22 protein-coding genes and 1 pseudogene are annotated in these 20,842 nt (G+C 70.5%); 7 read left to right on the top strand and 16 right to left on the bottom strand.

Annotation, left to right across the window (positions count from 1 at the left end):
- From ADY01_RS10320 to ADY01_RS10350, 7 genes and pseudogenes are all read right to left on the bottom strand, one after another.
- Window positions 1–203, bottom strand: a pseudogene (locus tag ADY01_RS10320) (hypothetical protein); the annotation flags it as partial.
- Window positions 200–823, bottom strand: a complete 624-nt coding sequence (locus tag ADY01_RS10325) for a DNA methylase (protein ID WP_234320163.1) — start codon at window positions 821–823, stop codon at window positions 200–202. The pseudogene ADY01_RS10320 and the gene ADY01_RS10325, both read right to left, overlap by 4 nt.
- Before the next feature lie 59 nt (window positions 824–882).
- Window positions 883–1,617: a DUF2637 domain-containing protein gene (locus ADY01_RS35960; RefSeq protein ID WP_053170684.1), complete on the bottom strand. Its 735-nt coding sequence runs from the start codon at window positions 1,615–1,617 to the stop codon at window positions 883–885.
- A complete protein-coding gene (locus ADY01_RS10335) occupies window positions 1,614–1,850 on the bottom strand; it encodes a hypothetical protein (protein ID WP_049569492.1) in 237 nt (78 codons plus the stop codon). The genes ADY01_RS35960 and ADY01_RS10335 overlap by 4 nt, the downstream gene beginning before the upstream one ends.
- On the bottom strand, window positions 1,847–2,485 hold the full coding sequence (locus ADY01_RS10340; RefSeq protein WP_049569495.1) for a GGDEF domain-containing protein: 639 nt from the start codon (window positions 2,483–2,485) through the stop codon (window positions 1,847–1,849). The genes ADY01_RS10335 and ADY01_RS10340 overlap by 4 nt, the downstream gene beginning before the upstream one ends.
- Window positions 2,482–2,832, bottom strand: coding sequence for a hypothetical protein (locus ADY01_RS10345; RefSeq protein WP_049569501.1), 351 nt, complete (start codon window positions 2,830–2,832; stop codon window positions 2,482–2,484). The genes ADY01_RS10340 and ADY01_RS10345 overlap by 4 nt, the downstream gene beginning before the upstream one ends.
- On the bottom strand, window positions 2,829–3,113 hold the full coding sequence (locus ADY01_RS10350) for a hypothetical protein (protein ID WP_199826208.1): 285 nt from the start codon (window positions 3,111–3,113) through the stop codon (window positions 2,829–2,831). Before ADY01_RS10350 ends, ADY01_RS10345 begins: the two co-directional genes overlap by 4 nt.
- Window positions 3,114–3,414: 301 nt before the next feature.
- Between ADY01_RS10350 and ADY01_RS10360 the strand changes: the two genes are divergently transcribed.
- Window positions 3,415–3,765: a winged helix-turn-helix domain-containing protein gene (locus ADY01_RS10360; RefSeq protein ID WP_107081696.1), complete on the top strand. Its 351-nt coding sequence runs from the start codon at window positions 3,415–3,417 to the stop codon at window positions 3,763–3,765.
- A 156-nt stretch (window positions 3,766–3,921) separates the two neighbouring features.
- Entirely contained in the window at window positions 3,922–5,169 is a 1,248-nt protein-coding gene (locus tag ADY01_RS10365) for a hypothetical protein (RefSeq protein WP_049569509.1), read from the top strand.
- 339 nt (window positions 5,170–5,508) lie between these two features.
- On the opposite strand, the gene ADY01_RS10370 is transcribed toward ADY01_RS10365, so the two are convergent.
- The 4 genes from ADY01_RS10370 to ADY01_RS10390 form a co-directional block, all read right to left on the bottom strand.
- Window positions 5,509–6,330 (bottom strand): Arm DNA-binding domain-containing protein, encoded by an 822-nt coding sequence (locus tag ADY01_RS10370; RefSeq protein WP_107081695.1) that lies wholly within the window; start codon window positions 6,328–6,330, stop codon window positions 5,509–5,511.
- Window positions 6,331–6,978: 648 nt separating this feature from the next.
- Window positions 6,979–8,016 (bottom strand): sodium:calcium antiporter, encoded by a 1,038-nt coding sequence (locus ADY01_RS10380; RefSeq protein ID WP_049569567.1) that lies wholly within the window; start codon window positions 8,014–8,016, stop codon window positions 6,979–6,981.
- A gap of 122 nt (window positions 8,017–8,138) precedes the next feature.
- Window positions 8,139–9,158, bottom strand: coding sequence for a hemolysin family protein (locus tag ADY01_RS10385; protein ID WP_049569514.1), 1,020 nt, complete (start codon window positions 9,156–9,158; stop codon window positions 8,139–8,141).
- Window positions 9,155–10,480 (bottom strand): hemolysin family protein, encoded by a 1,326-nt coding sequence (locus tag ADY01_RS10390; RefSeq protein WP_049569517.1) that lies wholly within the window; start codon window positions 10,478–10,480, stop codon window positions 9,155–9,157. The genes ADY01_RS10385 and ADY01_RS10390 overlap by 4 nt, the downstream gene beginning before the upstream one ends.
- 437 nt (window positions 10,481–10,917) lie before the next feature.
- On the opposite strand from ADY01_RS10390, the gene ADY01_RS10395 reads away from it, so the two are divergent.
- Complete coding sequence (locus ADY01_RS10395) at window positions 10,918–11,967, top strand: sporulation protein (protein WP_049569521.1); 1,050 nt, start codon at window positions 10,918–10,920, stop codon at window positions 11,965–11,967.
- A gap of 196 nt (window positions 11,968–12,163) precedes the next feature.
- Window positions 12,164–12,619 (top strand): tellurite resistance TerB family protein, encoded by a 456-nt coding sequence (locus tag ADY01_RS10400; protein ID WP_049569524.1) that lies wholly within the window; start codon window positions 12,164–12,166, stop codon window positions 12,617–12,619.
- 257 nt (window positions 12,620–12,876) lie between these two features.
- Here ADY01_RS10400 and ADY01_RS39010 read toward each other — a convergent pair whose 3' ends face one another.
- Window positions 12,877–13,107 carry a hypothetical protein gene (locus tag ADY01_RS39010; protein ID WP_159001096.1) on the bottom strand — a complete coding sequence of 77 codons (231 nt, stop codon included), beginning with the start codon at window positions 13,105–13,107 and terminating at the stop codon, window positions 12,877–12,879.
- Between the two features lie 77 nt (window positions 13,108–13,184).
- Here ADY01_RS39010 and ADY01_RS10405 point away from each other — a divergent pair, with 77 nt between their 5' ends.
- Complete coding sequence (locus tag ADY01_RS10405) at window positions 13,185–13,562, top strand: hypothetical protein (RefSeq protein ID WP_049569527.1); 378 nt, start codon at window positions 13,185–13,187, stop codon at window positions 13,560–13,562.
- Between the two features lie 152 nt (window positions 13,563–13,714).
- Here ADY01_RS10405 and ADY01_RS10410 read toward each other — a convergent pair whose 3' ends face one another.
- The 3 genes from ADY01_RS10410 to ADY01_RS10420 form a co-directional block, all read right to left on the bottom strand.
- The gene (locus tag ADY01_RS10410; protein WP_049569537.1) at window positions 13,715–14,020 is read right to left on the bottom strand and encodes a hypothetical protein; all 306 of its coding nucleotides are present in this window, start codon (window positions 14,018–14,020) and stop codon (window positions 13,715–13,717) included.
- A gap of 839 nt (window positions 14,021–14,859) precedes the next feature.
- Entirely contained in the window at window positions 14,860–17,277 is a 2,418-nt protein-coding gene (locus tag ADY01_RS10415; RefSeq protein WP_078900173.1) for an ATP-binding SpoIIE family protein phosphatase, read from the bottom strand.
- Between the two features lie 588 nt (window positions 17,278–17,865).
- Window positions 17,866–18,678, bottom strand: a complete 813-nt coding sequence (locus tag ADY01_RS10420; protein ID WP_049569573.1) for an AraC family transcriptional regulator — start codon at window positions 18,676–18,678, stop codon at window positions 17,866–17,868.
- Between the two features lie 259 nt (window positions 18,679–18,937).
- Here ADY01_RS10420 and ADY01_RS10425 point away from each other — a divergent pair, with 259 nt between their 5' ends.
- Window positions 18,938–20,020, top strand: coding sequence for an aldo/keto reductase (locus ADY01_RS10425; protein WP_049569540.1), 1,083 nt, complete (start codon window positions 18,938–18,940; stop codon window positions 20,018–20,020).
- A 38-nt stretch (window positions 20,021–20,058) separates the two neighbouring features.
- On the opposite strand, the gene ADY01_RS39015 is transcribed toward ADY01_RS10425, so the two are convergent.
- Window positions 20,059–20,211, bottom strand: coding sequence for a hypothetical protein (locus tag ADY01_RS39015; protein WP_159001098.1), 153 nt, complete (start codon window positions 20,209–20,211; stop codon window positions 20,059–20,061).
- A gap of 10 nt (window positions 20,212–20,221) precedes the next feature.
- Here ADY01_RS39015 and ADY01_RS10430 point away from each other — a divergent pair, with 10 nt between their 5' ends.
- A complete protein-coding gene (locus ADY01_RS10430) occupies window positions 20,222–20,836 on the top strand; it encodes a hypothetical protein (RefSeq protein ID WP_234320165.1) in 615 nt (204 codons plus the stop codon).
- Window positions 20,837–20,842 lie beyond the last annotated feature (6 nt).

Genomic DNA, 20,842 nt, shown 5'->3' on the forward strand with positions numbered 1-20,842 from the left:
AGACCGGTCACGGTCGGGTCGGCCGGCGCGGCGATCAGCCGCACCGGCGCCCGGTGCTTGGACGCGTACCGGTCGTGCTCCTTCGGGCAGCGCCCCTCCCCCTTCTTGTGGGGGTTGCCGCACTCACCGCGGCACTGGCACCGCCTGCCGGCCGCTGCCATCACCGCGCGCCAGGTTTCGGCGTAGACGATCGGCTCGCTCATGCCGCCACCTCCGCGGTGTCGAGCTGGGCGATGGCCTGCTCACCGAGGAAGCGGGTGTAGGCCGGCGGAATCGCCTCGGTCAGCTCCTTGTGGTCGGCCGTCCAGTCGATCCCCAACGCGGCCCGCATCTCGGGGACGCTGGCCTTGCCACCGCCCTTGCCGTACGCGGCCACGAACTCCCCGTCGTGCCAGGCACCGTGACGCCAACCGCGGACCCTGCCGCGGTGCGGGGAGTGCGGCAGACCCATGGGGAACCAGCCGTGCACCTCGAACGCCCGGTGCCGGAAGATCGGAAGGCCGAACTGCGTCCCGCACAGCACGACGTCCCGCCGCATCGGCGCGGTCATGCTGTTCTCGATCACCCACGGCCGGCCCGTCGTGAGCATCGCCGCACGACCGGCCGCGATCAGGTCCGGGTAGGTCTCCCGCAGATGCGCGTTCGTGCCCAGCGCCAACGCGTTGTCGTGCTGGCAGGGCCACGACGCATGGATGAAGTCGAACCCCGCGCCGTGCTCGGTGACGTACTCGATCGCATCGGCCCGGACGAACGAGAACGGGTAGGACGGGCGCGGGGCGATGTCCACCCCCATCACCTCGAACCCCGCCAGGTGATAGCCCATCCCGGCACCACCCGCGCCACAGCACAGGTCCAACACCCGCGGCCGGCCACCCGCGCCCCTCATGCCGCCACCCCCACCGGGCCGGAGGCCGCGCCCTGCTCGCGTTCGGCCCGCAGGGTGTCCCGCAGCGCGCGGGCCCGCTGGGGGCCGACTCGCAGCGTGGTGCGGATCTTCTCCGCGTTCAGGTCGGCCACCGGCCACCCGGCGGTCTCCTCCCGCGCCGCGGTGAGCAGTTCGGCCTGCGTGCGCCGCGCCGGCGCCTTGCCTGCCTTGGCCGTGGCCTTGCGCGCCTGCCTCGGCTTGCCGGCCGGGCGCTGCGGCTTGTTCGGCACGGAGGGGATGCCCAGTCCGCCGCGGTCGCAGATGACCACCCGCCGGGCCGCGGCCTGTTCGGGGTGGGCGAGCCAGCGGTGGACCTGGCGCATCATCACGCCGAACGCGATCAGCGCCGCGGACGGCGGAACGGCGGCCACCACGTAGTCGAGCGCTTCGGCATCCGCGCCGACTCCCGCCACGTTGAGCGCGATGGATCCGCCGGAGCCGGTCACGGTCAGGCCGATGGCCCACCAGTCCGTACGTCGTTGGATCGCCGCGCGCAGCATGAGGAGTTCGCCGGCGATGACCCCCAGGTCCAGGCATCCGGGCCAGGCCCACGCGCGGGCCCCGGACAGGCCATGGTCCATCGCGATGTCCGCCAAGTGGGCGTAGGACAGCCAGAACGCGGCGATGGTCAAAGCCACGATCACCGTTCCGGCACCGGCCACGATCAGCCGGTCAGCGGTCGCACGGTTCATGCCGCACCCCCGCTCCGGCGCACCGTCCGACGGCCGGCGAGCACGCCGACCACGAACACCAGGACGACCGGCTGAGTGGCCGCCCACAGGGCCAGCGGACCGGCCAGCGCCACCACACCGGCAGCCAGCACCGCGGCGGCCTGAGGCGCGAGCAGCACCAGCAACACCAACGCCAGACCGAACAGCGGCAGCGGCCGAAGCCGCGGGCGGCGCAGCAACGTCGTCTTCCTCATGCCGCACCGCCTTCCAGACCGGTGCCACGACGGCCGTCGCGGCGGCCGTTGACCGTCCGGTAGACGGGCGTGAGACCCGGGGCGACCGACGGGCCGCCACCGGTCTGCTTGGCCCCGAACATGGCCTCATCCGCCACCCGCAGCGCCACCCCGAGCGCGGTGCCCACCGGGGCGAGAACCCCGCCGACCGACGCCCCGACGAACAGCAGCGGCACGTCCTCGTGAGGCACCGGCCGGCACAACGCCGTGTGCAGGGCCGCCAACTCGCCCGGCAGGCCAGCGGGCTTCAGCGGGAAGGCGGCGGCGAACTCATCGCCCCCCAACCGGCCCGCCACACCATGCGCCCCGACGTGTTCGGCCAGGCGCGCGCCGGTCGCGGCGATCACCGCGTCCCCCGCGGCGTGCCCGAACGTGTCGTTGACCTGCTTGAAGCCGTCCAGGTCGATCACGGCCACCACCAGCGGGCCACGGGCCAGCAGCCGCGACGCGGCCTGCTCGAACCCCTCCCGACGGTGCAGACCCGACAGCGGGTCACGCCTGGCCGTATCCAAGCGGCGCCGCAGCATCGCCGCGTGCACCGACCAGCCACCCGCCAGAGGTAAGGCCGCAGCAGCGGCAGGAAGAAGCGTGCTCATTGCCCACCACCCGCCCCGGCGTCGTCGGCCATGCGGCGCAGGCGGTCGCCCACGCCAAGCACGCCGTACTGCTCGCAGAGGGAGTCCAGTTCGGGGGCGGTTTCCCGCAGCACGTCGGCACGGGACGGGTGGACCTCGACGGCGCGGCGCAGCCACGACGCGATCACGACGACGGTGGACCAGTCCCACCCGGCCAGCCACTCCGCGATGCGCTCGTCGTAGGCACCGAGCTCAACCCCAGCGACGCGCAGGGCGTCCAGGACCATCGCCCGCTGCGCCTCGCGGGGCATGAAGCCGACCGGGCACGTCTCGATGGGCCCACTGGGAACCCGAAGACTCTCGCTCATGCCGCAACCGCCTTCCGCGCCCGGCGGGCCGCCGACCGCAGCGACACGACGTTCAGCAGCGCCGGCGCCTGCGCCTCGATCGCCAGCACGGCCACCCTCGACACCCGGTCGAACAGACCCGGGTCGTCCGCCAGGATGTCCCGCGCCGCGTCCTCACGGGCCGAACGCTCTTCCTCGCTCTCGTTCTCCTCACCGAGCCACAGCGCCAGGGGCGTCCCCAACGCCAGCTCGATGAAGTCGTCATCGTCCAACGCCTCATGGGCACCGATGAAGCTCTTCATGCTCATCTCAGCCCTTCCCGTTGCAGGTCGGGCAGGCCTTGTAACCGCCGTTGGTGCGGTCCGTGCAGGTCCCCCAGCCGTTACAGGTACCGCAGGTACGGCACTCCCAGGGGGGCGCCTCATGGGCGCAGATCAGGCTGTTCACGTCGTTCTCCTGTCTCACTCAGGGCTTGAGGGCCGGGCGCGGACTGTCCTTGGCCGGGGTCCGCGCCACACAGACCAGCATGCACTAGCGCACGCTAGTACACAACCCCTGCGGTCCAACGCGGACTAGTGCGCGATGGTGGGTAGGCTCGGGAGTATGCGCCTTGCCGACGACGACCCGAGACCGAAGGCCGTGCAGATCGCCGACATCCTCAGAGGAGCCATCAACGACAAGAGGGAGGGATACCAGCCAGGCAATCGGCTTCCGACACGGAAGCAGCTCAGCGAAGAATTCGGCGTCGCATCGCAGACTGTCCAGAATGGGCTAGAGATCCTTCGGGCTGAAGGGCTGATCTTTTCCGCCGGAAACCGCGGGGTGTTCGTCTCTGCCGAGGGTTCCCGTAACGAGAATATCCGTGACGAGATCATCGAAATGCGCTCCCAGATCGCAAGACTCACCGAACGAGTCACAGTCCTCGAAGAAGGATCCCGAGTTAGCGACTCTTGACCTGGAATCACCATGCCCGACAAGGCAGTTGAGAGGTACGTGACAACCTGGGGTCAAGACCGACGTCCGGGGGACACCCCCTCTGTCCCCTGTTTGTCCTCTTGACTGTCCCCCAGAACAACAAGACAGACTCCGCGTAAGACCCGAGGAGGGCAGATGAACGATGGAAGGCCGGACTGGGCGCGTCGAATCTCAGCGGAGCGCGCAGCGCGTGACTGGTCGCAGCTTCAGGCCGTCCGGGCGCTTCGAGCACACGCCTCTTCGGAACTGCCGAGCGATGAGAGCATGGTCCGACAGTGGAAGCGCTGGGAATCTGGCAGCATGCCGGGCGAGTTCTACCGTCCGATCATTGCAGCGACGTTCGGTACCGTGACTCACGCCATCTTCCCCGCCCCGACGCGCAGGGATGGCAATGCCGAGATCATCGCGGTCAGCGGCATGGAGACGGTTGACATCTTGAACCGTCTCAACCACTCGGATGTCGATAGCGCGACTCTCGATGCACTGCGTATCACCACAGACCGACTGTGCTCAGAGTACGCCTACTTGCCCAGTGAGCAGCTTCTCACCGAGGGACGTCAATGGATGCGGCGCCTGGTGGACCTGCACTCTAGAAGCCTCACACTCTCGCAGCACCGCGAGATTCTGACGATCTCGGGTTGGCTTGCCCTCCTGGTCGGATGCGTTGAATACGACGCAGGCAATCGACGTGGTGCAGAAGCGACCAGACGCGCCGCACTCTCGCTCGCTGGTGAATCCGGGAATAGCGAAGTCGCGGGCTGGGCTCACGAGATGCGTGCTTGGTTTGCCCTCACCACAGGTGACTACCGGGGCGTCATCGCCGCGAGTCGAGCGGGGGCAGAGGCCGCCTCAAAACACGGCGTCGCAGTGCAGCTCGCGGCCCAGGAAGCCAAAGCGTGGGCCAGGCTGAAGGACCGCCGACAGACCGAGTTCGCCTTGGAGAAGGGGCGCCGTCTGCTGGAGAGCATGCCTCACCCCGAGAACCTCGATAATCACTTCGTAGTTGACCCGGCCAAGTTCGACTACTACGCAATGGACTGTTACAGGCTGGCTGGCGAGGATCGGATTGCCCGGACTCTCGCTGAGGAGGTTCTGCGCGTGGGTACCGACTTCGACGGGGCGGAACTGGCGCCCCTGCGCAACGCGGAGGCGAGGGTCACTCTGGGCGTCGCGGCTGCTCGCGAAGGGGACCTTGAACAGGCTTTGATCTATGGAGAGCGTGCGCTCAGCGCCGATCGGCAGTCCGTCCCCTCACTACTGATGACCAGTCGGGAGCTGGCAGCCGTGATGAAGGATCGCTACCGCGCTGAGCCTGCGGCTCAGGACTACCTGTCTCACCTACGGGACCTGGGTCAGGGGAAGCCTGGACTCATCCTCCCGTGAGCGTGCCTTCATGCGCTGTAACACTGGGGGATCCGGGCTGTCCGGCTGTCCGGCCAAGGATTTGACCTGCGAAGATGTACCGGACAGCAGGATTCCCAACTGTCCGGCTGTCCGCCCCTCATGTGTTACAGCCCTCTATGCCGAGTGACTAACTGCGTGACAACGGCAGCGAGCCGCGGCGGACGACTACGGACGTCCACGGACGTTGCCCCCAGCTCGCAGCCCACGCATACGCAGGTCCAACTACCCTAGTTTTTGCCTGGGGGTCAAGGGGTCGTGGGTTCAAATCCCGCCGTCCCGACTGGAGCGTAGCGCTCCGTCGCAGGTCAGGGCCCTGTTTCACAAAAGTGAGACAGGGTCCTTTTTCATGAGCACGACCCGGTCTCTCACAATGGTCCCGGCATCCAGATCGACATCGATCCACCGCAGCCCGCAGACCTCGGCCGGCCGCAGACCCAGCAGCAACAGCAACATGGGGGCGTACAGCCGGTCGCCCGCGATGTATCGGAGGAAGGGCACGACCTCCTGTTCACTCCACGGCACCCGCTGCGCCTTCGCCGCCGCCGCTGCCTCCCGGGCATGGCGCGGGAACGTCACGTACTGCGCCACGTTGCGCGGCACGAGCTGCCGCCGCACCGCCATGTTCAGCGCCGCACGCAGACGGCCGAGCGTCAGGCGTACCGAACGGATGCCCAACCCCGTACCTGGCTTCCCGCCGCGAACACGGCCCGAGGTCAGCATCCAGTCGACCAGGCCTTCGACATCCGTTTCCGAAAGCTTCTGCAGCAGCCTCTCCCCCAGGTGTGCACGCACCGGGCGCATGGCGTCCTCGTAGTTCGCCGCTGTGGCCTCCTCCACCTCCCGCACGGCGCTCTTCAGCCAGGTATCCAGCCACTCATCCACCGTGATCTTCTCCGGCGCGACAAGAGTGCCCGCGTTCATCTCGTGCCGAATGCGGGCGAGTTCGGCCACCGCCTCCTTCTTCGTGTCGAAAGTGCGGGTCAACTGCCTGCGCTTCCCGTCGGCAGTCGTGCCGATATCAACCAGGAGACGATAGCGCGTGTGGCCGTCATTGAGTTTGATCTTACGTATCGCCCCGGTGATACACGTTCTCCTACAGCAGACTGTCTCGACCGCCAACACCGCCGCACGGTTTCGCATTCCCCCACCTCGGTGCGGACGATTCCCGTCCTGGCTGATCAGACCATGTCGAGCTATCCGTGACGGGTTGACACGTGTGCTTCTTTCCGAAGGCGTCCGCGCTCTCCCTGCGCTCACCTGCGGTGTGGGTGGGTCTCTTCTCGTCGTCGTGCGGGGCTTGTTGGCAAGTAACAAGACCGGGGCTGTTTTCCGCAAGGTGAACGGGAGCCGGGAATGAGAACCGGGTTGCGTTGTCTGTGAAGGGCATGGGCAACGTACAAGTCGATGGTCGGCAACGAGTATGGGAGCGAGCCATCCTGGTCGGGGGACATCCGGCCGTGCCGGGGTGGTGCGGGCGCGGACGGCTACGCGCTCTTCGGAGTTCCTGGGGAGCAGTGGGAGGTCTGGCTGGACTGGGATCCGTTCCTCCGCGCCGTGGGGCTGCGCCTTACACCCGTCGACCTTTCCTCGGGCGACGGCACGCCTGGCCTTATGGAGGCTCCCTGAGGACGTCACCTCGGTCACCAGTGCCATCGGCTGCCGCGGGGAGCGGACGCTGGACCGCAGGTCGTACCCGTACGGAGTTGCTGGAGAGTGCCGGGCCGGCTACCAGGTGGGTCCTGCGCGGGGAGAAGCGAGGCGGGGGCCGTTTGCGCTTTCTGGTGGATGTCAGAAGGCCAGGGTGATGGTGGTGGCGGTGTAGATGGTGATCAGGAGGATGCCGTCGAAGCCGAGGCGCCACCAGCCGCGTTCCTGGCGGATGAGGAGTCCGCCGAGCAGGACGGTGGTCATGACCAAGGCGGCGGCGGTGAGGAAGAGTTCGTCGGGGCCGGCGGCGTGGTAGAGGGATCCGCCGCGGTAGGCGATGTCGCCGACGACGAGGTTGAGGGCGTCCAGGCAGTTGCCGCCGATGACGGCGGCCACGGCGAGGGTGACGGCGCCGCGGCGGACGGCCGCGATGGCGGTGACGGTCTCCGGCAGTGCGTTGACGATGCCCATCAGGACGGCGCCGACGAAGCCGGCGTTCAGGCCGGTGGTGGTGACGAAGGTTTCCGCTGCACGGGTGATGAGCCATCCGCCGGTGACGACGAGGGCGGCGATCGTGAGGAATTCGGTCCATAGGGTGGTGGTTCGGCGCCGGCCGGTGGTGGCGGTCTCTTCGGGTACGTCGGGGACGGTGTCCTTGGTGCGGACGGCGATCCACATGGGGCGTGGGCGGTCGCTGATCAGCCGCAGTCCGCCCCAGTAGAAGGCGACCATGACCGCGGAGGCGGGGTGAATGTTCCAGACGGTGACGTCGGGACTGAAGGCGGCCATCAGGGCGATGCCGAGCAGGCCGATGAGCAGGCAGCCGAAGAGCAGGTTGGGCAGGGAGGCCGCGGCGTGTTCGAGGTTGACCCGGCGGTAGGTGGCGTCGGCGGCGGCGATGGCCAGGGTCTGGGCGGCGATGCCGCCCACGGCGTTGCTGTAGGCGAGATCGGGGTGGTTGTCGGCGGCGGACGCGGCGGTCATGACGATGCCGGACAGTGAGGTGACCAGGCCGAAGAAGACCGCGCCGAAGAGTGCCTCGCCCTGGCCGGTGCGGTCGGCGAGAACGTCTCCGAGGGTGGCCAGGCGCACGCTGCCCAGCACGGTGAACGCGCCGACGGTGAGGAAGAGGGCGATGCTCCAGCCCAGCGGCCACTGGCCGGTCAGGACGTCGGGCACCACGCTCTCCTCGCAGTCGGCCGCGGTTGTGCGGTCGGATCTGAGTACCACCGGTCCGCCTCCCGTACACCCACGTGCGGGTGTATGGGAGGGGCGTGTCACCCGGTCGGTCCCCGGAGCGGTCAGGTGCGAGCGGGTGGGCCGACGAGTTCGGCGAGGATGTCCTCCATGGCGACGAAGCCCAGGAGGGCCCCGTTGCCGCTGGTGACGGCGGCCAGGTGGGTCGAGGCGGCGCGCATGGCGGTCAGCGCGTCGTCCAGCGGGGTCTCGGGAGCGATGCGGACGACGGGGTGCAGGGCCTCGCGGGGGAAGGGCTTGTCGCGGGCCACGGCGCTCAGCGCGTCCTTGACGTGGAGGAAGCCCAGGACGGTGGTGCCGGGGCCGGTGACGGGGAAGCGGGAGTAGCCGGCGGCCGCCGCGGTGCGTTCGAGCTGGTGGGGGGTGATGCGGTGGTCGACGGTTGTCATCCGGCTGGCCGGGACGGTGATCTCGGCGACGGTGCGGGTGCCCAGGGCGAGGGCGTCGCGCAGCCGTTCGCTCTCCGCGGTCTCCAGCAGGCCGGCGTCGGTGGAGTCCTTGACGATGCGGGCGAGTTCGTCGTCGGTGAAGACGGAGGCGACTTCGTCCTTGGGTTCCACGCGCAGCAGGCGCAGGAGGGTGTTGGCGAAGGCGTTGATGCCGAAGATGACCGGGCGCAGGGCGCGCGTGAGAGCGACCAGCGGGGGCCCCAGGGCCAGGGCGGTGCGGTCGGGGGCGGCCAGGGCGATGTTCTTGGGCACCATCTCGCCGATGAGCATGTGCAGGTAGGTGGCCGCGGCCAGGGCGATGGTGAAGGCCACGGGGTGGACCAGGCCGTGGGGGACGTGGGCGGCGTCGAAGGCGGGTTCCAGCAGGTGGGCGATGGCCGGTTCGGCGACGGCGCCGAGCACCAGGGAGGAGACGGTGATGCCCAGTTGCGCTGTGGCCATCATCGGGGAGAGGTGCTGAAGCGCCCACAGCACGGTGCGCGCTCGCCGGTCGCCCCGCTCCGCGCGCGGCTCGATCTGGTCGCGGCGCACGGAGATCAGGGCGAACTCGGCTCCGACGAAGAACGCGTTGGTCAGCAGGGTCAGCGCCCCGAGAGCGAGCTGGAAGGCGGTCATCGGGCACCCTCCCGGTCGGTGGCGGAGCCGCCGGTGGAACGGGGGGCGGTGAGCCGGACCCGTCGGGCGCGGTGACGCCCCGTCGCCAGGACGGTCAGCCGCCAGCCGGCCACCTCGGTGGTGTCACCGGTGGCCGGTATCCGTTCGAGGCGGGTGGCCAGCAGCCCGGCGACGGTTTCGTAGGGACCCTCGGGCACGGTCAGGCCGAGGGCCGTCAGCTCGTCGATGCGCACACCGCCATCGGCCTCCCAGACGCCGGGGCCGGCCGGAATGAGGCCGGGTTCCTCGACGGGGTCGTGCTCGTCGCGGACCTCGCCGACGACCTCCTCGACGATGTCCTCCAGGGTGACCACCCCGGCCGTGCCGCCGTATTCGTCGATGACCACGGCCATCGACCCGTCGGCGCGCAGGCGTTCCAGCAGCCGGTCCACCGGCAGGCTGTCGGGGACGAGCAGCGGCCCGGTGGCCAGGTCGGTGACCGGGGTCGTCAGCCGCGTCCCCGGGTCCAGGGCCAGAACGTCGCGGATGTGGACGGTGCCGGTGATCTCGTCCAGGGACTCCCGGTAGACGGGGAAGCCGGAGTGGCCGGTGGCCCGGGTGAGGTTGGCGGCGTCGGCCGCGGTCGCGTGCTCGCGCAGGGCGTGCACATCCACCCGTGGGGTCATGACGTTCTCGGCCGTCAGCTCGCTCAGGTGCAGGGTGCGCACGAACAGCTCAGCCGTGTCGGCTTCCAGCATCCCCTGAGCAGCGGAATGCCGGGCCAGGGCGACGAGTTCCTGAGGACTGCGGGCGGAGGCCAGTTCCTCGGCGGGCTCCAGTCCCAAGCGGCGCACCAGGCGGTTGGCGGTGTTGTTCAGGTGGCGGATCAGCGGGGCGAAGGCGGCGGTGAAGGCGCGCTGCGGCCCGGCCGAGATCTTCGCGACCGCCAGGGGGCGGGAGATGGCCCAGTTCTTGGGCACCAGCTCGCCGACGACCATCAGGACGACGGTGGCCAGGGACACCCCGAGGAGGGTGGCCGCCGGGCCGGCCGCGCCGCCCAGACCGGCCGCTTCGAGCGGGCCGCGCAGCAGCACCGCCAGCGACGGCTCGGCGAGCATGCCGATCACCAGCGAAGTCACGGTGATCCCCAGCTGCGCGCCGGAGAGCTGGAACGTCAGCCGCCGCACGGCCACCAGCGCACCGGCGGCGCCGCGCTCGCCGTTCTCGGCGGCGCGTTCCAGAGCGCCGCGCTCCACGGTGGTGAGGGAGAACTCGGCCGCGACGAAGACGGCGCAGGCCAGGGTGAGGGCGAGGGCGAGCAGGAGCAGCAGGATTTCGGTCACCGTGCCACCCCAGAGTCCCCGGTCGTCGCGGCTGGGCGGGGTGTGGCACGGCTGGTACTGGGTGGTTCACCCATGGCGGGCGGATGCTCCTTCGCTACGGAGGTGGCCGGACGGGGCGGCGGGGCGCCCGCAGCCCAACGGTAAGGGGCGGGCGAAGCGACCGGCCGGGGATGCGGCGAGTCCCTGCTAAGGGTGACTTTCAGCCGTTCTGCTCCCGTATGCCTGGACGTACTGGCGGGCGTGTGCGCCCCGCCTATCCTTCTACATGCGTGTAGAAAATGCGAGGACGGTCCCGGTGGTTCCCCGGCTCGGGGCGACCGTGCGGCGCCGCCCGCCGGGCGGCCCGGCCGGTGGCGGCAGGCCAGGGCGCGCGATCCCGGGAGCTCCCGCGAGCGGGGCCACATAGACGTGCAACGTGTAAAGGAGTGGACGCCGCGATGGTGTTCAAACGGCTGCTCGGCTCGCTCGGTGTGGGCGGGCCCACGGTGGACACGGTCCTGGACGGCGGGCCCGTGGTGCCCGGCGGGACGCTGTCCGGACAGGTCCATCTCGAAGGCGGCGGCGCCGACTTCGACATCGAGCACGTCACCCTGGAACTGGTCGCCCGCGTGGAGGCCGAACTCCAGGAGGGCGAGGCCGAAGGCGTGGTGGTCTTCGAACGGGTGGCCGTCGGCGGCGGCTTCCGGCTCGCCGAAGGCGCCCGGCACAGCGTGCCCTTCACCGTGCGGGTGCCATGGGAGACACCCGTCACCGAGCTGCACGGTCAGCCGCTGGACGTGGCGCTGGGCGTGCGCACCGAGCTGGCCGTCGCGGGGGCCAGGGACAAGGGCGACCTGGACCCGCTGCGCGTGGGGCCCCTGCCGGTGCAGGAAGCTGTCCTGGAGGCGCTGGGGCGGCTCGGATTCGGCTTCACCTCCGCCGACCTGGAGTACGGCCACATCCACGGAACCGGTCAGCAGTTGCCGTTCTACCAGGAGATCGAACTCGCCCCGCCCCCGGCCTACGCCTACGCGGTCAACGAGATCGAGGTGACCTTCCTCGCCTCCCCGGGCGGGGTGGAGATCGTGCTGGAGGCCGACAAGCGCGGCGGCCTGTTCACAGGCGGCGGCGATTCCGCGGGCCGGCACGCCGTCGGCCACGAGAGCGTGGGTCACACCGACTGGACGGGTGAGGTCGACGCCTGGATCCGGCAGCTCGTCGAACACCACGCCGCCCGCGCCGCACACCTGCCCCCGCAGCAGCGCCATCCCGGGTCCCCCTTCCCCCAGGGCGACCCCTATGGCGGCGGGTACGCCCACAAGGACGACGGCCACGGCCACGGCGACCACCACGGCCACTCCTCCGGCCCCGGCATGGGCACGGTCATCGCCGCGGGCGCGGCCGGGCTCGCCGTCGGGGCCGTCGGCGGCTACGTCGCCGGCGAGGTCATGGAGGAAATCTTCGACGACGGCGGCGGGAACGAGGAAGGCGAGGAGGAGGAATCCTGAAGCCTGGCCGGGACGGCGCCGAGAAGCATCGGACGCTGCGGCGCCCGGGACGCAACGCCTGCCCGGACGGCCGAGGTTCCGGCGTCCAGGGGCCCGCGGCGGTGCGGCCGGCCGCTCGTTCTACACTGTTGTAGAAGTCGATTCGGGTCCGGACCGGAAGCGGGCCGGACCGCCCTGCCGACCGATGGAGTGCCCTGTGGCCCTGTGGGATCGCATCAAGGAGTCCGCCTCCACGATGCAGACGCAGCTCAACGCCAAGAAGAACGATCTCAAAAGCGGCGCCTTCCGCGACGCGAGCATGGCGATGTGCGCGCTGGTGGCCACCGCCGACGGCACCGTCGATGTCAGTGAACGGCGCCGCGTGGCGCAGCTGATCGCGACCAACGAGGTGCTGAACAACTTCGCCGCCGACGACCTCCAGCGACGCTTCGACGACTACCTGGACAAGCTGGTCGCCGACTTCGACTTCGGCAAGGTCAGTGTCCTGCAGGAGGTGGCCAAGGCGAAGAAGAAGCCGGCCGAGGCCCGGGCGGTGGTCCAGATCGGCATCGTCATCGGCGGCGCGGACGGCACCTTCGACGAGGACGAGAAAGCCATCGTCCGCGAAGCCTGCTTCGCCCTCGGCCTGGCCCCGGCCGAATTCGACCTCTGATCCCTCCACCGACCCGGGCGGTCAGGAAGGCTCCGGGGCCGCCGACGACCAGGCCGTCGTCGCAGCGTGGAAGATGACGACCAGCGCGGTGGCCGGACAGGCGGAAGCGACGGCGGACACCGGTGCCGCCTCGCCCACCGCACGGGCCATCAGCCGCGGTCACACCTACCGGTCGGCGTGCGCGCCCGAAGCCGAGTGGCCGCGCCGCCAGCCGGCCACCCGGCCAGGCTGGCCGTCACGACCGCGACAGCGGCCCCTCACCGGCCCGCGGGTGCCGGGGCCACCGGCGGCTGGTTGTGGCGGGCAGCTGCGATGTCGTGCCGATCATCGGCCTGGGTGAGGTCGGCGAGGACCCGCTCGGGACCGTCCGGGAAGGCGGCGCGCAGGGCGGCCTCGCGGCGGCGATGCCGTAGGCGGCCCGCACGCCCGGAGCGTCCCGCCTCGAAGCCTGCTGGGCGCGGGCGGGCATGACCCCGGGCGTCCGACACCAACAACTACCTAAGGTATTGACGGTGAGACAGAACGTAAGGTCGACGGGACCCCACCCCCTATCGAGGGACACTCCATGAAGGATCTCGCACTCATCAGGAGAGGCCTGGTCACGGCGGTTACCGTGGCTGTGGCGTTCACTCCGGCCTGGGCCGGCACCGCCCTGGCACAGGAGACAGCGGACACGGCCCCCAAGCAGCCGACTCTCGACGAAGCGACGCTGAAGCCTGTGCTGAAGGCCGAACTCGGCCGGTGCCGGTCGATCGAGCATGTGGAAGACGACGCTCTGCTCTACAACAACACCAACTGGCATGCGCAGTTCTACCAGTCCGCGGACTGCGTGGGGCAGGTCGGCGAGCTCGGACCGGGAGAGGCGGGGAGATATCCCACCGCCAGCTCCGTCAGCTTCATCCAGATCGGTGGCGCCGAGCAGCCGACGACTTCGCTGCGGTAGCTCTCCGCCACCTCCCGGTCCGCCAGGGCGTCGGCGGCTCACCGCTCTTCCCGCCGAGCGCCCTGGCCCGCCGTGCTCCCCCCCCCGGCGGCGTGGACCACTCGGACCGTGGCAGGAATCGTGCCCACCTGCGGCGCGACGCCTCCAGCACTTCAGGGACGGTATGGACGCGGCACCGGAGCAGCGGTGGGCTCGGCGGCCCGGGCGACTTGGGCATCGCGGCGTTCACCAGTGTCCTGAAGGTCGGCCAGGCGCCGCAGGCGCCACAGCAGAACGTCGCTGACGGACTGGGCGGTGGTCGGTTCGCGCTGGGCGACGGCCTGGCGCAGCAGCGCCGCCGGGTCGGGGACGGGCCGGCCGGGTTCGGCGAGGACCTGCTCGGCACCGTCGGGGTAGGCGGTCCGCAGGGCAGCGGCGTGCGCGGGCAGCTGGACGCCCTGCGCGTGCCAGGTGGCCACCGGCCTCGCGGCGGCGATGCCGTGGGCGGCCCGCAGGTGCTGTGCGGGTCACAGGCGGCGGCCTGCTGCTGATGGGCGCGGGCGGCGCGGGTGTGGGAGCGGGAGGCGCGCTCGAACGCCCGGGCCGCTGCGGCGATCTGCGCGCGGGTGGGTCCGGTGGTGGTGGCGGCGAGGGCGTCGGCCTCTCGCAGCGGAGCACTTACCTGATCCGGGCTCGAGGCGCTGCCCGGGGCCACATCCTCCTCGACGGGCTCCGGCAGGGACCAGCTCACTCGCGGGATCGGATTGCCGGAAAGAAGGCCCGCTTCCATGGCGATGACGACCGCGTTGTGGAAGATGGCGCGCTTGCGGCGGATGGTGTGCGGGGAGGCCCTTGCGCCGTCGAGCTCCCGCTTCGGCGAGTCCAGCGCCCGGCGCGTCACGAGGAGTTCAGCCAGGTCCGATGTCTGAAGCGACTTCGCCTCGAACGAAGCCAGCACCCCCTGTACGTCCTCCGGCTGGCGGGTTCGCCGATCGCGGCGACGCGGAGCGCGGTGGTCCTCCGCCCCGGCTACCGGGACAGCCACTGCACCAGGGCGTCGTTGAGCGGCAAGGGAGTGCGCGACGAAGTCGGCGCCGATCCCTGGCCCTGCCAGCAGTGCCGCGCGTCTTTCTCGACGCGGGCCTCACGCTCGAACGGTTCGGGGAAGGCCGCCATCTCACGTCGGCCGTTCTGGCGGGCAGAGCGCGGAGACGCGGCTGACTGCGCCCGCGCGGCGGGGCTCGGCCGCGGTCGGAGACGATGGCGGCCGTTTCCTCGCGGGTCGCCCGCCGGGGGGACCGCCGGATATCCCGGCCCGCTACAGCGCGTCGATCAGGGCAGCCGGCGGGTCGGGCTGGCCGCCGAGCGGCTGCTCGGTCCAGATCGTCTTGCCCCGCCGGCCGTAGCGGCTGCCCCACCGGGTGGTGAGCTGGGCGACGAGGAAGAGCCCGCGCCCGCCCTCGTCGGTGGCGTGCGCGCGGCGCAGCCGCGGCTGGGTGTTGCTCGGGTCGGTCACCTCGCAGATGAGGACGTCCTCCCGGATCAGCCGCAGCCCGACGGGGCCGCCGGCGTGCCGGATCGCATTGGTGACCAGCTCGCTGACGACCAGTTCGGCGGTGAACGCCAGCTCCGACAGGCTCCACTCGGCGAGCTGCCGGGTGGTGGCGTCGCGGGCGCGGGCCACGGACTCCGGGCCGCCGGGAAACTCCCATCGCGCGGTGTTCCGCGGCGGCACCGCGCGGGTGCGGGCGAGCAGCAGCACGATGTCGTCCCGGGGCGGCCGGTCGCCGGACTCGGGCATGACCGCGCGGCCGACCTCGTCGAGCGGCCGGCCTGCGCGGTGCTCCGCCGCCAGGCGGTGCCGCAGCCGTTGCAGCCCGCTCTCCAGATCGAGACCGCCCGCCTTGATCAGCCCGTCGGTGTAGAGGGCCAGGACGGTGCCGGGCTCCAGGTCGACCGTGATCGACTCGAACGGCATGCCGCCGACGCCGAGCGGCGGCCCCGGCACGACGTCGATGAACCGGGTGGCGCCGTCAGGATCGATGACGACCGGCGGCGGCTGGCCCGCGCTGGCCAGGGTGCAGCGGCGGGAGACCGGGTCGTAGACGGCGTACAGGCAGGTGGCAGCCGCGGTCTCCGACTGCCCGCCCGAGGTCTCGGCCGCGAGCCGCTGCAACAGGGCATCGACGTGGACGAGCAGGTCGTCCGGTTCCAGTTCCAGGTCGGCCAGCGTCTGGATCGCCGTGCGCAGCCGGCCCATCGCGGCCGTGGCGGGCAGGCCGTGTCCGGTCACGTCGCCCACCACGAACGCGACCCGCAGGGACGGCAGGCGGATGACGTCGAACCAGTCGCCGCTGATCCCGGCGCCGCCGCCGGACGGCTGGTAGAAGCCCGCCGTCTCGCTCGCGGTCGTGTCGGTGGTGGCGCGCGGCAGCAGCCGTTCCTGCAGCGCGACAGCGGTCCGGTGCTCGCGCGTGTAGCGGCGCGCGTTGTCGATGCCGAGCGCCGCCCGCGAGCCGATCTCGGCCAGCAGCCGGCGTTCGTCCTCGGCGAACGGTCCGGGGCGGTCGGTGCGCCAGACGGTGACCACGCCCAGGATCAGGCCGCGTGCGAACAGGGCCGCCGAGGCCACGGTGTGGGCGCCCTCCGGCACGAACTTCTCGATCAGCTCCGGGTTGCCGCTCAGCGACTCGATCACATCCGCCCGGTCCATGGTCATGGTCTCGCCCAGCTGGGCACTTCGCAGCTTCGGATCGTCGGGGAGCATGGGCCACGAGGTGCCCACCCTCAGCACCGGGTCCGGCCAGACGCCGGCCGACGTGGCGGCGACCCGCTTCAGGTGCTGGCCGCGGCCGACGAGGACGTTCTCGGGCTCCTCGCCGGCCAGCACCGCCTCGGGCAGGTCGACCGTCGCGAGGTCCCCGAGCGCCGGCACCAGCACGTCCACCAGGTCCCGCGCGGTCTGCGCGATGTCGAGCGAGCCGCCGATCCGGGCGGCGGCCTCGTGCAGCAGGGCCAGGTGGTCGCGGGCCCTGCGGTGCTCCGTCGTGTCCTTGATCACCGCGAGGACGCCGCGCGGCACGCCCGCCGCATCCTTGTGCGGAAAGACGGAGGGGGACAGGAACCACTGCCGCCCCGGGAGCTGCTCGGACCGCATCAGCTGCTCCGTGCCCGTCAGCACCACGCTCTGGTCGCGCGCCGTGCGCAGGTCGGCCTCGGCCGCCTCGGCGTCCTCCGCGACCATCACCTCGCCCATCCGGCCACCGGGCCGCAAGGCCGGGCCGCCGAACAGGTCGGGGGTGATGTTGGACCGCGTCACCTTCAGGTCCATGTCGTACAGGACCACTCCGAATGTCTTCTGGTCGAAGAGCGACCGCCAGTGCGCCATGCTGTGGCCCCACTCCGCCACCAGGGCCGCGGGCGCGCCCACCACCAGGGACTCGGCGGCCCCGTCCAGCGGCAGTACCCGGAACGCGATGTCGACCGTGCCTCCGGTCGCCGTGCGCAGCCCGGCCCGGCCTGCCGCGGGCAGCGCCCCCCGCGGCCCCGGTCCCCGGTTCGGCTCGGCCAGCAGCTCCCGCACCGGCCGGCCGCACACCTCGTCCGCGGCGCGCCCGGTCAATTCTGCCGCCGCCGCCGACCAGCGCACCACCGCGCCGTCGTCGTCGACCACCAGGGCCGCCATCGCGGCGAAGCAGAACCCCTGGTCGCCTGTCTCCTCGGCGGTTGTGCCCATCGGTGGCTCCTCACGGGCGGCTGGGCGCCCCTGCCCGGGTGTCCGCACCAGTATCGGCGACGGCAGCCAGGCCCGCCGTCCGGGCGCCGCCCGGCGTGGACCATTCGGCTGCGGGGTGCCGGTGCGCGCGGTGGCGTCCGATCAGCTCGAGCGGCTGTCACGGACGGCCGTGCCATCGCTCTCCTCCGGGGCCGGCAGCCATCCCCGCGGTGCGGGGGAACGCCGTCATGCGCCCCTGGACCACGTGGCCGCGTGGGCGTTCGCCGATTCCCGGGTGACGTTCCGTTGTCCAGTGCGATCGAGGAGAACGGGATGACGCGGCCGGACCGCTGGCGCCACAGCACCGGTAGCGCGGCCCCGATGACGTTGACGACGCCGAACAGGCGCGCCTCGATCCGGGCGCGGAACTCGTCATCCGCGTTGACCACCGCGTCGAGCGAGCCGAACGCCGCCACCGCCGACAAACCTTCGACTCAGGACGCCAGGTGGCTCCCGGGGAACGGCTCGCCCTGTTCGGCAACGCTGTCGTTCGTCCACGCCAGAGGCGCTGCGGGCGGTCCGGAGGCAGGAGACGGGGTGGCCAGGCGTCTATTCCTGCACGATCGCCGCGGTTTGGAGGCGTGCCGCGTCCTGGCCCGGCGGGGCTCCGAACATGCGCCGGTATTCGCGGCTGAACTGCGACGGGCTGTCGTACCCGACGGCGTATCCGATCGCGGCCACGTCATGGGGCGCTGCGATGAGTTGCATGCGGGCCCTTTGGAGGCGGAGCTGTTTCTGATACTGCAGCGGACTCATGGCGGTCACCGCGCGGAAGTGCCGGTTGAGTGAGGAGACGCTCATACCGACTTCGGCGGCGAGGTCGTCGATGCGAATCACCTGGTCATAATGGGTCTTGATCCACTCAATCGCGCGGGCGACGAGGGCTATGCGGCTTTCGGAAAGGCCAATCTGTCTGACCAGGGCCGCCTGGGGTCCGTTCAGCAGTCGCCAATGAATCTCGCGTCGCACGCTGGGCGCCAGGATCGGGATGTCACGCGGCTCGTCCAGCAGGCGCAGCAGTCGGACCACAGCGTCGAGCAACTTGTCGTCGGCGTCGCTGATCGCGATACCCGGTCCATCATGAGGGCGGACGGCGGTGGGGCCGGCCTCCACCAGCAGTTGCGCGATGATCGCGGGCTGCAACGGAAGCCCGAAGGAGAGAAACGCCTCGGCGGGCGTGGCGCGGGTGATCTGTGAGGTGAGGGGAAGATCGACTGTCGCGACGAGGTACTGCCCCGAGTGATAGTCGAAGATGCGGTCATTGAGGACAGTGCGCTTCGCTCCCTGGACTATGAGAGCGATCATGGGTTCGGTGACCGTGCCCAGCGGTTCGGTCACCTGCTCCGTCGAGAACACCGACATTCCCTCGATCGGGACCGGGCGCGGGCTGCCCGCGGCCAGTCGCGCGATCCGGTGACGAAGTTCATCCAGGTGCTCCACCACGCCAGTGGACCACGGGATCGTGGGCGCGGCAAACATGATCCGGGCAAGGTTGAGCGGATCATGCAACGATCTGCGCGCGTCGGTCTAGGAGATCACCACGTGCCGGAGTCGAATGGAGGAGCACGGGGGATGGCTGCCACGGCGTCCCCGAACAACCTCCGGCGAGGAGTTCTCAGCCATGTCGCTTGATTCCTATGTCACGCTCGGCCGCTCGGGACTGCGGGTCAGCCCGTTCACGCTCGGCACGATGACCTTCGGTGAGGATCACGGTTGGGGGAGCAGCCCAGAGGAGTCCAAGGACATCCTCGCGATCTATCTGGATCGGGGCGGCAACTCGATCGACACGGCCAATACCTACACCAACGGTCACTCCGAGAAGATCATCGGCGACTACTTCGCCGGCCGCTCCGCGCTGCGTGACCGGGTCGTGATCGGCACGAAGTTCTTCGGCAACCTGTACGCGAACGACCCCAACGGCGGTGGCCCCAGCCGGAAGGCGATCGTGCAACAGCTGGAGAACTCGCTGCGGCGCCTGCGGACCGACTACGTCGACATCTACTGGTTGCACAATTTCGACCCGGCCACGCCGGTCGAGGAGACCCTCCGCGCGCTGGACGACCTGGTCGGCGACGGCAAGGTCCGCTACGTCGGGTTCTCCGACATGCCGGCGTGGGCGACGGCCGAGGCGGCCACCGTCGCGCGCTTCCGCGGGTGGGCTCCGATCATCGCGCTGCAGGTGGAGTACTCCCTGCTCGAGCGCACCTCGGAAGGGGAGCTGATCCCCATGGCCCAGGCCCTGGGCATGGGAGTGATGCCGTGGGGGCCGCTGAAGAGCGGGTTCCTGTCGGGCAAGTACTCCAGCGCCGCCACCGGACCGGTGGACACCGCGCGCACGCAGCTTGTCGGCGCGCCGAGCGAGGCCGACTATGTCGTGATCGACGCACTCAACGCCGTCGCGGGCGAAGTCGGCGTCAGCGCCGCCGCGGTGGCCCTGGCCTGGGTGCAGGGCCGTCCTGGGATCACCTCCACGCTGGTCGGCGCGCGCCGCATGCACCAGTTCGAGGCAAACCTGCATGCCCTGGACGTGACTCTCACCGAGTCCCAGCGCGCCAGGCTGGATGACGTGTCCGCGCCCGCGCTGAACTTCCCGGCAGAGAACAACAGGACGTTCGCGCCGATGATCCAGTTCGCGGGAGCCACCGTCGACGGCCGCCCGTCGATGGTGCCGCCGTATCTGCAGGCCAGCAGCGCCCGCTACTGACCACCACACCCAGGCACAGAACGGAAGCCACAAACGCGTCACAGCAGTTCGCGGGCAAGACGGCTGGTCACCGGAGGCGGATCCGGCATCGGCCGGGCGACGGCCCTGGCGTTCGCGGCCGAGGGCATCTCGGTCGAGTAGTCCGTGGTGAGCTGGAACTCGCCGTCGTAGCCCGTGCGCCGGTCACTCACGGTGCAGAAGGTGCGTCCGGGGCTTCGGCGGCTCCTGGACTCCTACACCGACCACGCGGCGTTCGTCCTGGGGCTGCGTACCGATGTACTGGCGACCAACCACCTGTGCAGGGTGCTCATCGCGGACTTCGACGCCATGCCCCACCGGGAGCGGAACCTGACCCGGTGGATGATCCTCGACGAGGCCGCCCGCGAACTCAACACCGACTGGGAACGCGTCGCCGCCGAGGCGACCGCCATGTTGCGTCTCGACGCCGGACGCTACCCGGAGGACAGCCGTACCGCCGAGTTGGTGGGCGAACTGACGATGAAGAGCGAGTCGTTCCGCCGCTGGTTGGCCGATCACAGAGTGCTGGTCCGCACCTTCGGACAGAAAAGGCTCCATCACCCGCAGGTCGGTGACCTGACCATCGACTACCAGGCATTCACCATGCCCGGCCAGGACGACCAGACTCTGTTCGTCTACCTCCCGGCACAGGACCGGCAATCACAGGAAGCCTGGCGCCTCCTCGCGAGTTGGAACGCCGATCCCTCCACCGCCGACCGCGGGAACGGCTCTGGCCCGGTTACCGGGCCCACCGCACCGGGACCGACGACGCCCGGGCTGCGTCGGACGGGCAGTTGATCGCGC

This window comes from Streptomyces sp. SBT349 (genome assembly GCF_001083795.1).
Lineage (GTDB): Bacteria > Actinomycetota > Actinomycetes > Streptomycetales > Streptomycetaceae > Streptomyces.

What these genes read in the sequence shown, in the direction of transcription:
- ADY01_RS10325 (WP_234320163.1), bottom strand. Translation starts at nt 823, where the DNA reads ATGGGCTATCACCTGGCGGGGTTCGAGGTGATGGGGGTGGACATCGCC.
- ADY01_RS35960 (WP_053170684.1), bottom strand. Translation starts at nt 1,617, where the DNA reads ATGAACCGTGCGACCGCTGACCGGCTGATCGTGGCCGGTGCCGGAACG.
- ADY01_RS10335 (WP_049569492.1), bottom strand. Translation starts at nt 1,850, where the DNA reads ATGAGGAAGACGACGTTGCTGCGCCGCCCGCGGCTTCGGCCGCTGCCG.
- ADY01_RS10340 (WP_049569495.1), bottom strand. Translation starts at nt 2,485, where the DNA reads ATGAGCACGCTTCTTCCTGCCGCTGCTGCGGCCTTACCTCTGGCGGGT.
- ADY01_RS10345 (WP_049569501.1), bottom strand. Translation starts at nt 2,832, where the DNA reads ATGAGCGAGAGTCTTCGGGTTCCCAGTGGGCCCATCGAGACGTGCCCG.
- ADY01_RS10350 (WP_199826208.1), bottom strand. Translation starts at nt 3,113, where the DNA reads ATGAAGAGCTTCATCGGTGCCCATGAGGCGTTGGACGATGACGACTTC.
- ADY01_RS10360 (WP_107081696.1), top strand. Translation starts at nt 3,415, where the DNA reads ATGCGCCTTGCCGACGACGACCCGAGACCGAAGGCCGTGCAGATCGCC.
- ADY01_RS10365 (WP_049569509.1), top strand. Translation starts at nt 3,922, where the DNA reads ATGAACGATGGAAGGCCGGACTGGGCGCGTCGAATCTCAGCGGAGCGC.
- ADY01_RS10370 (WP_107081695.1), bottom strand. Translation starts at nt 6,330, where the DNA reads ATGCGAAACCGTGCGGCGGTGTTGGCGGTCGAGACAGTCTGCTGTAGG.
- ADY01_RS10385 (WP_049569514.1), bottom strand. Translation starts at nt 9,158, where the DNA reads ATGACCGCCTTCCAGCTCGCTCTCGGGGCGCTGACCCTGCTGACCAAC.
- ADY01_RS10395 (WP_049569521.1), top strand. Translation starts at nt 10,918, where the DNA reads ATGGTGTTCAAACGGCTGCTCGGCTCGCTCGGTGTGGGCGGGCCCACG.
- ADY01_RS10405 (WP_049569527.1), top strand. Translation starts at nt 13,185, where the DNA reads ATGAAGGATCTCGCACTCATCAGGAGAGGCCTGGTCACGGCGGTTACC.
- ADY01_RS10415 (WP_078900173.1), bottom strand. Translation starts at nt 17,277, where the DNA reads ATGGGCACAACCGCCGAGGAGACAGGCGACCAGGGGTTCTGCTTCGCC.
- ADY01_RS10420 (WP_049569573.1), bottom strand. Translation starts at nt 18,678, where the DNA reads ATGTCGGTGTTCTCGACGGAGCAGGTGACCGAACCGCTGGGCACGGTC.
- ADY01_RS10425 (WP_049569540.1), top strand. Translation starts at nt 18,938, where the DNA reads ATGTCGCTTGATTCCTATGTCACGCTCGGCCGCTCGGGACTGCGGGTC.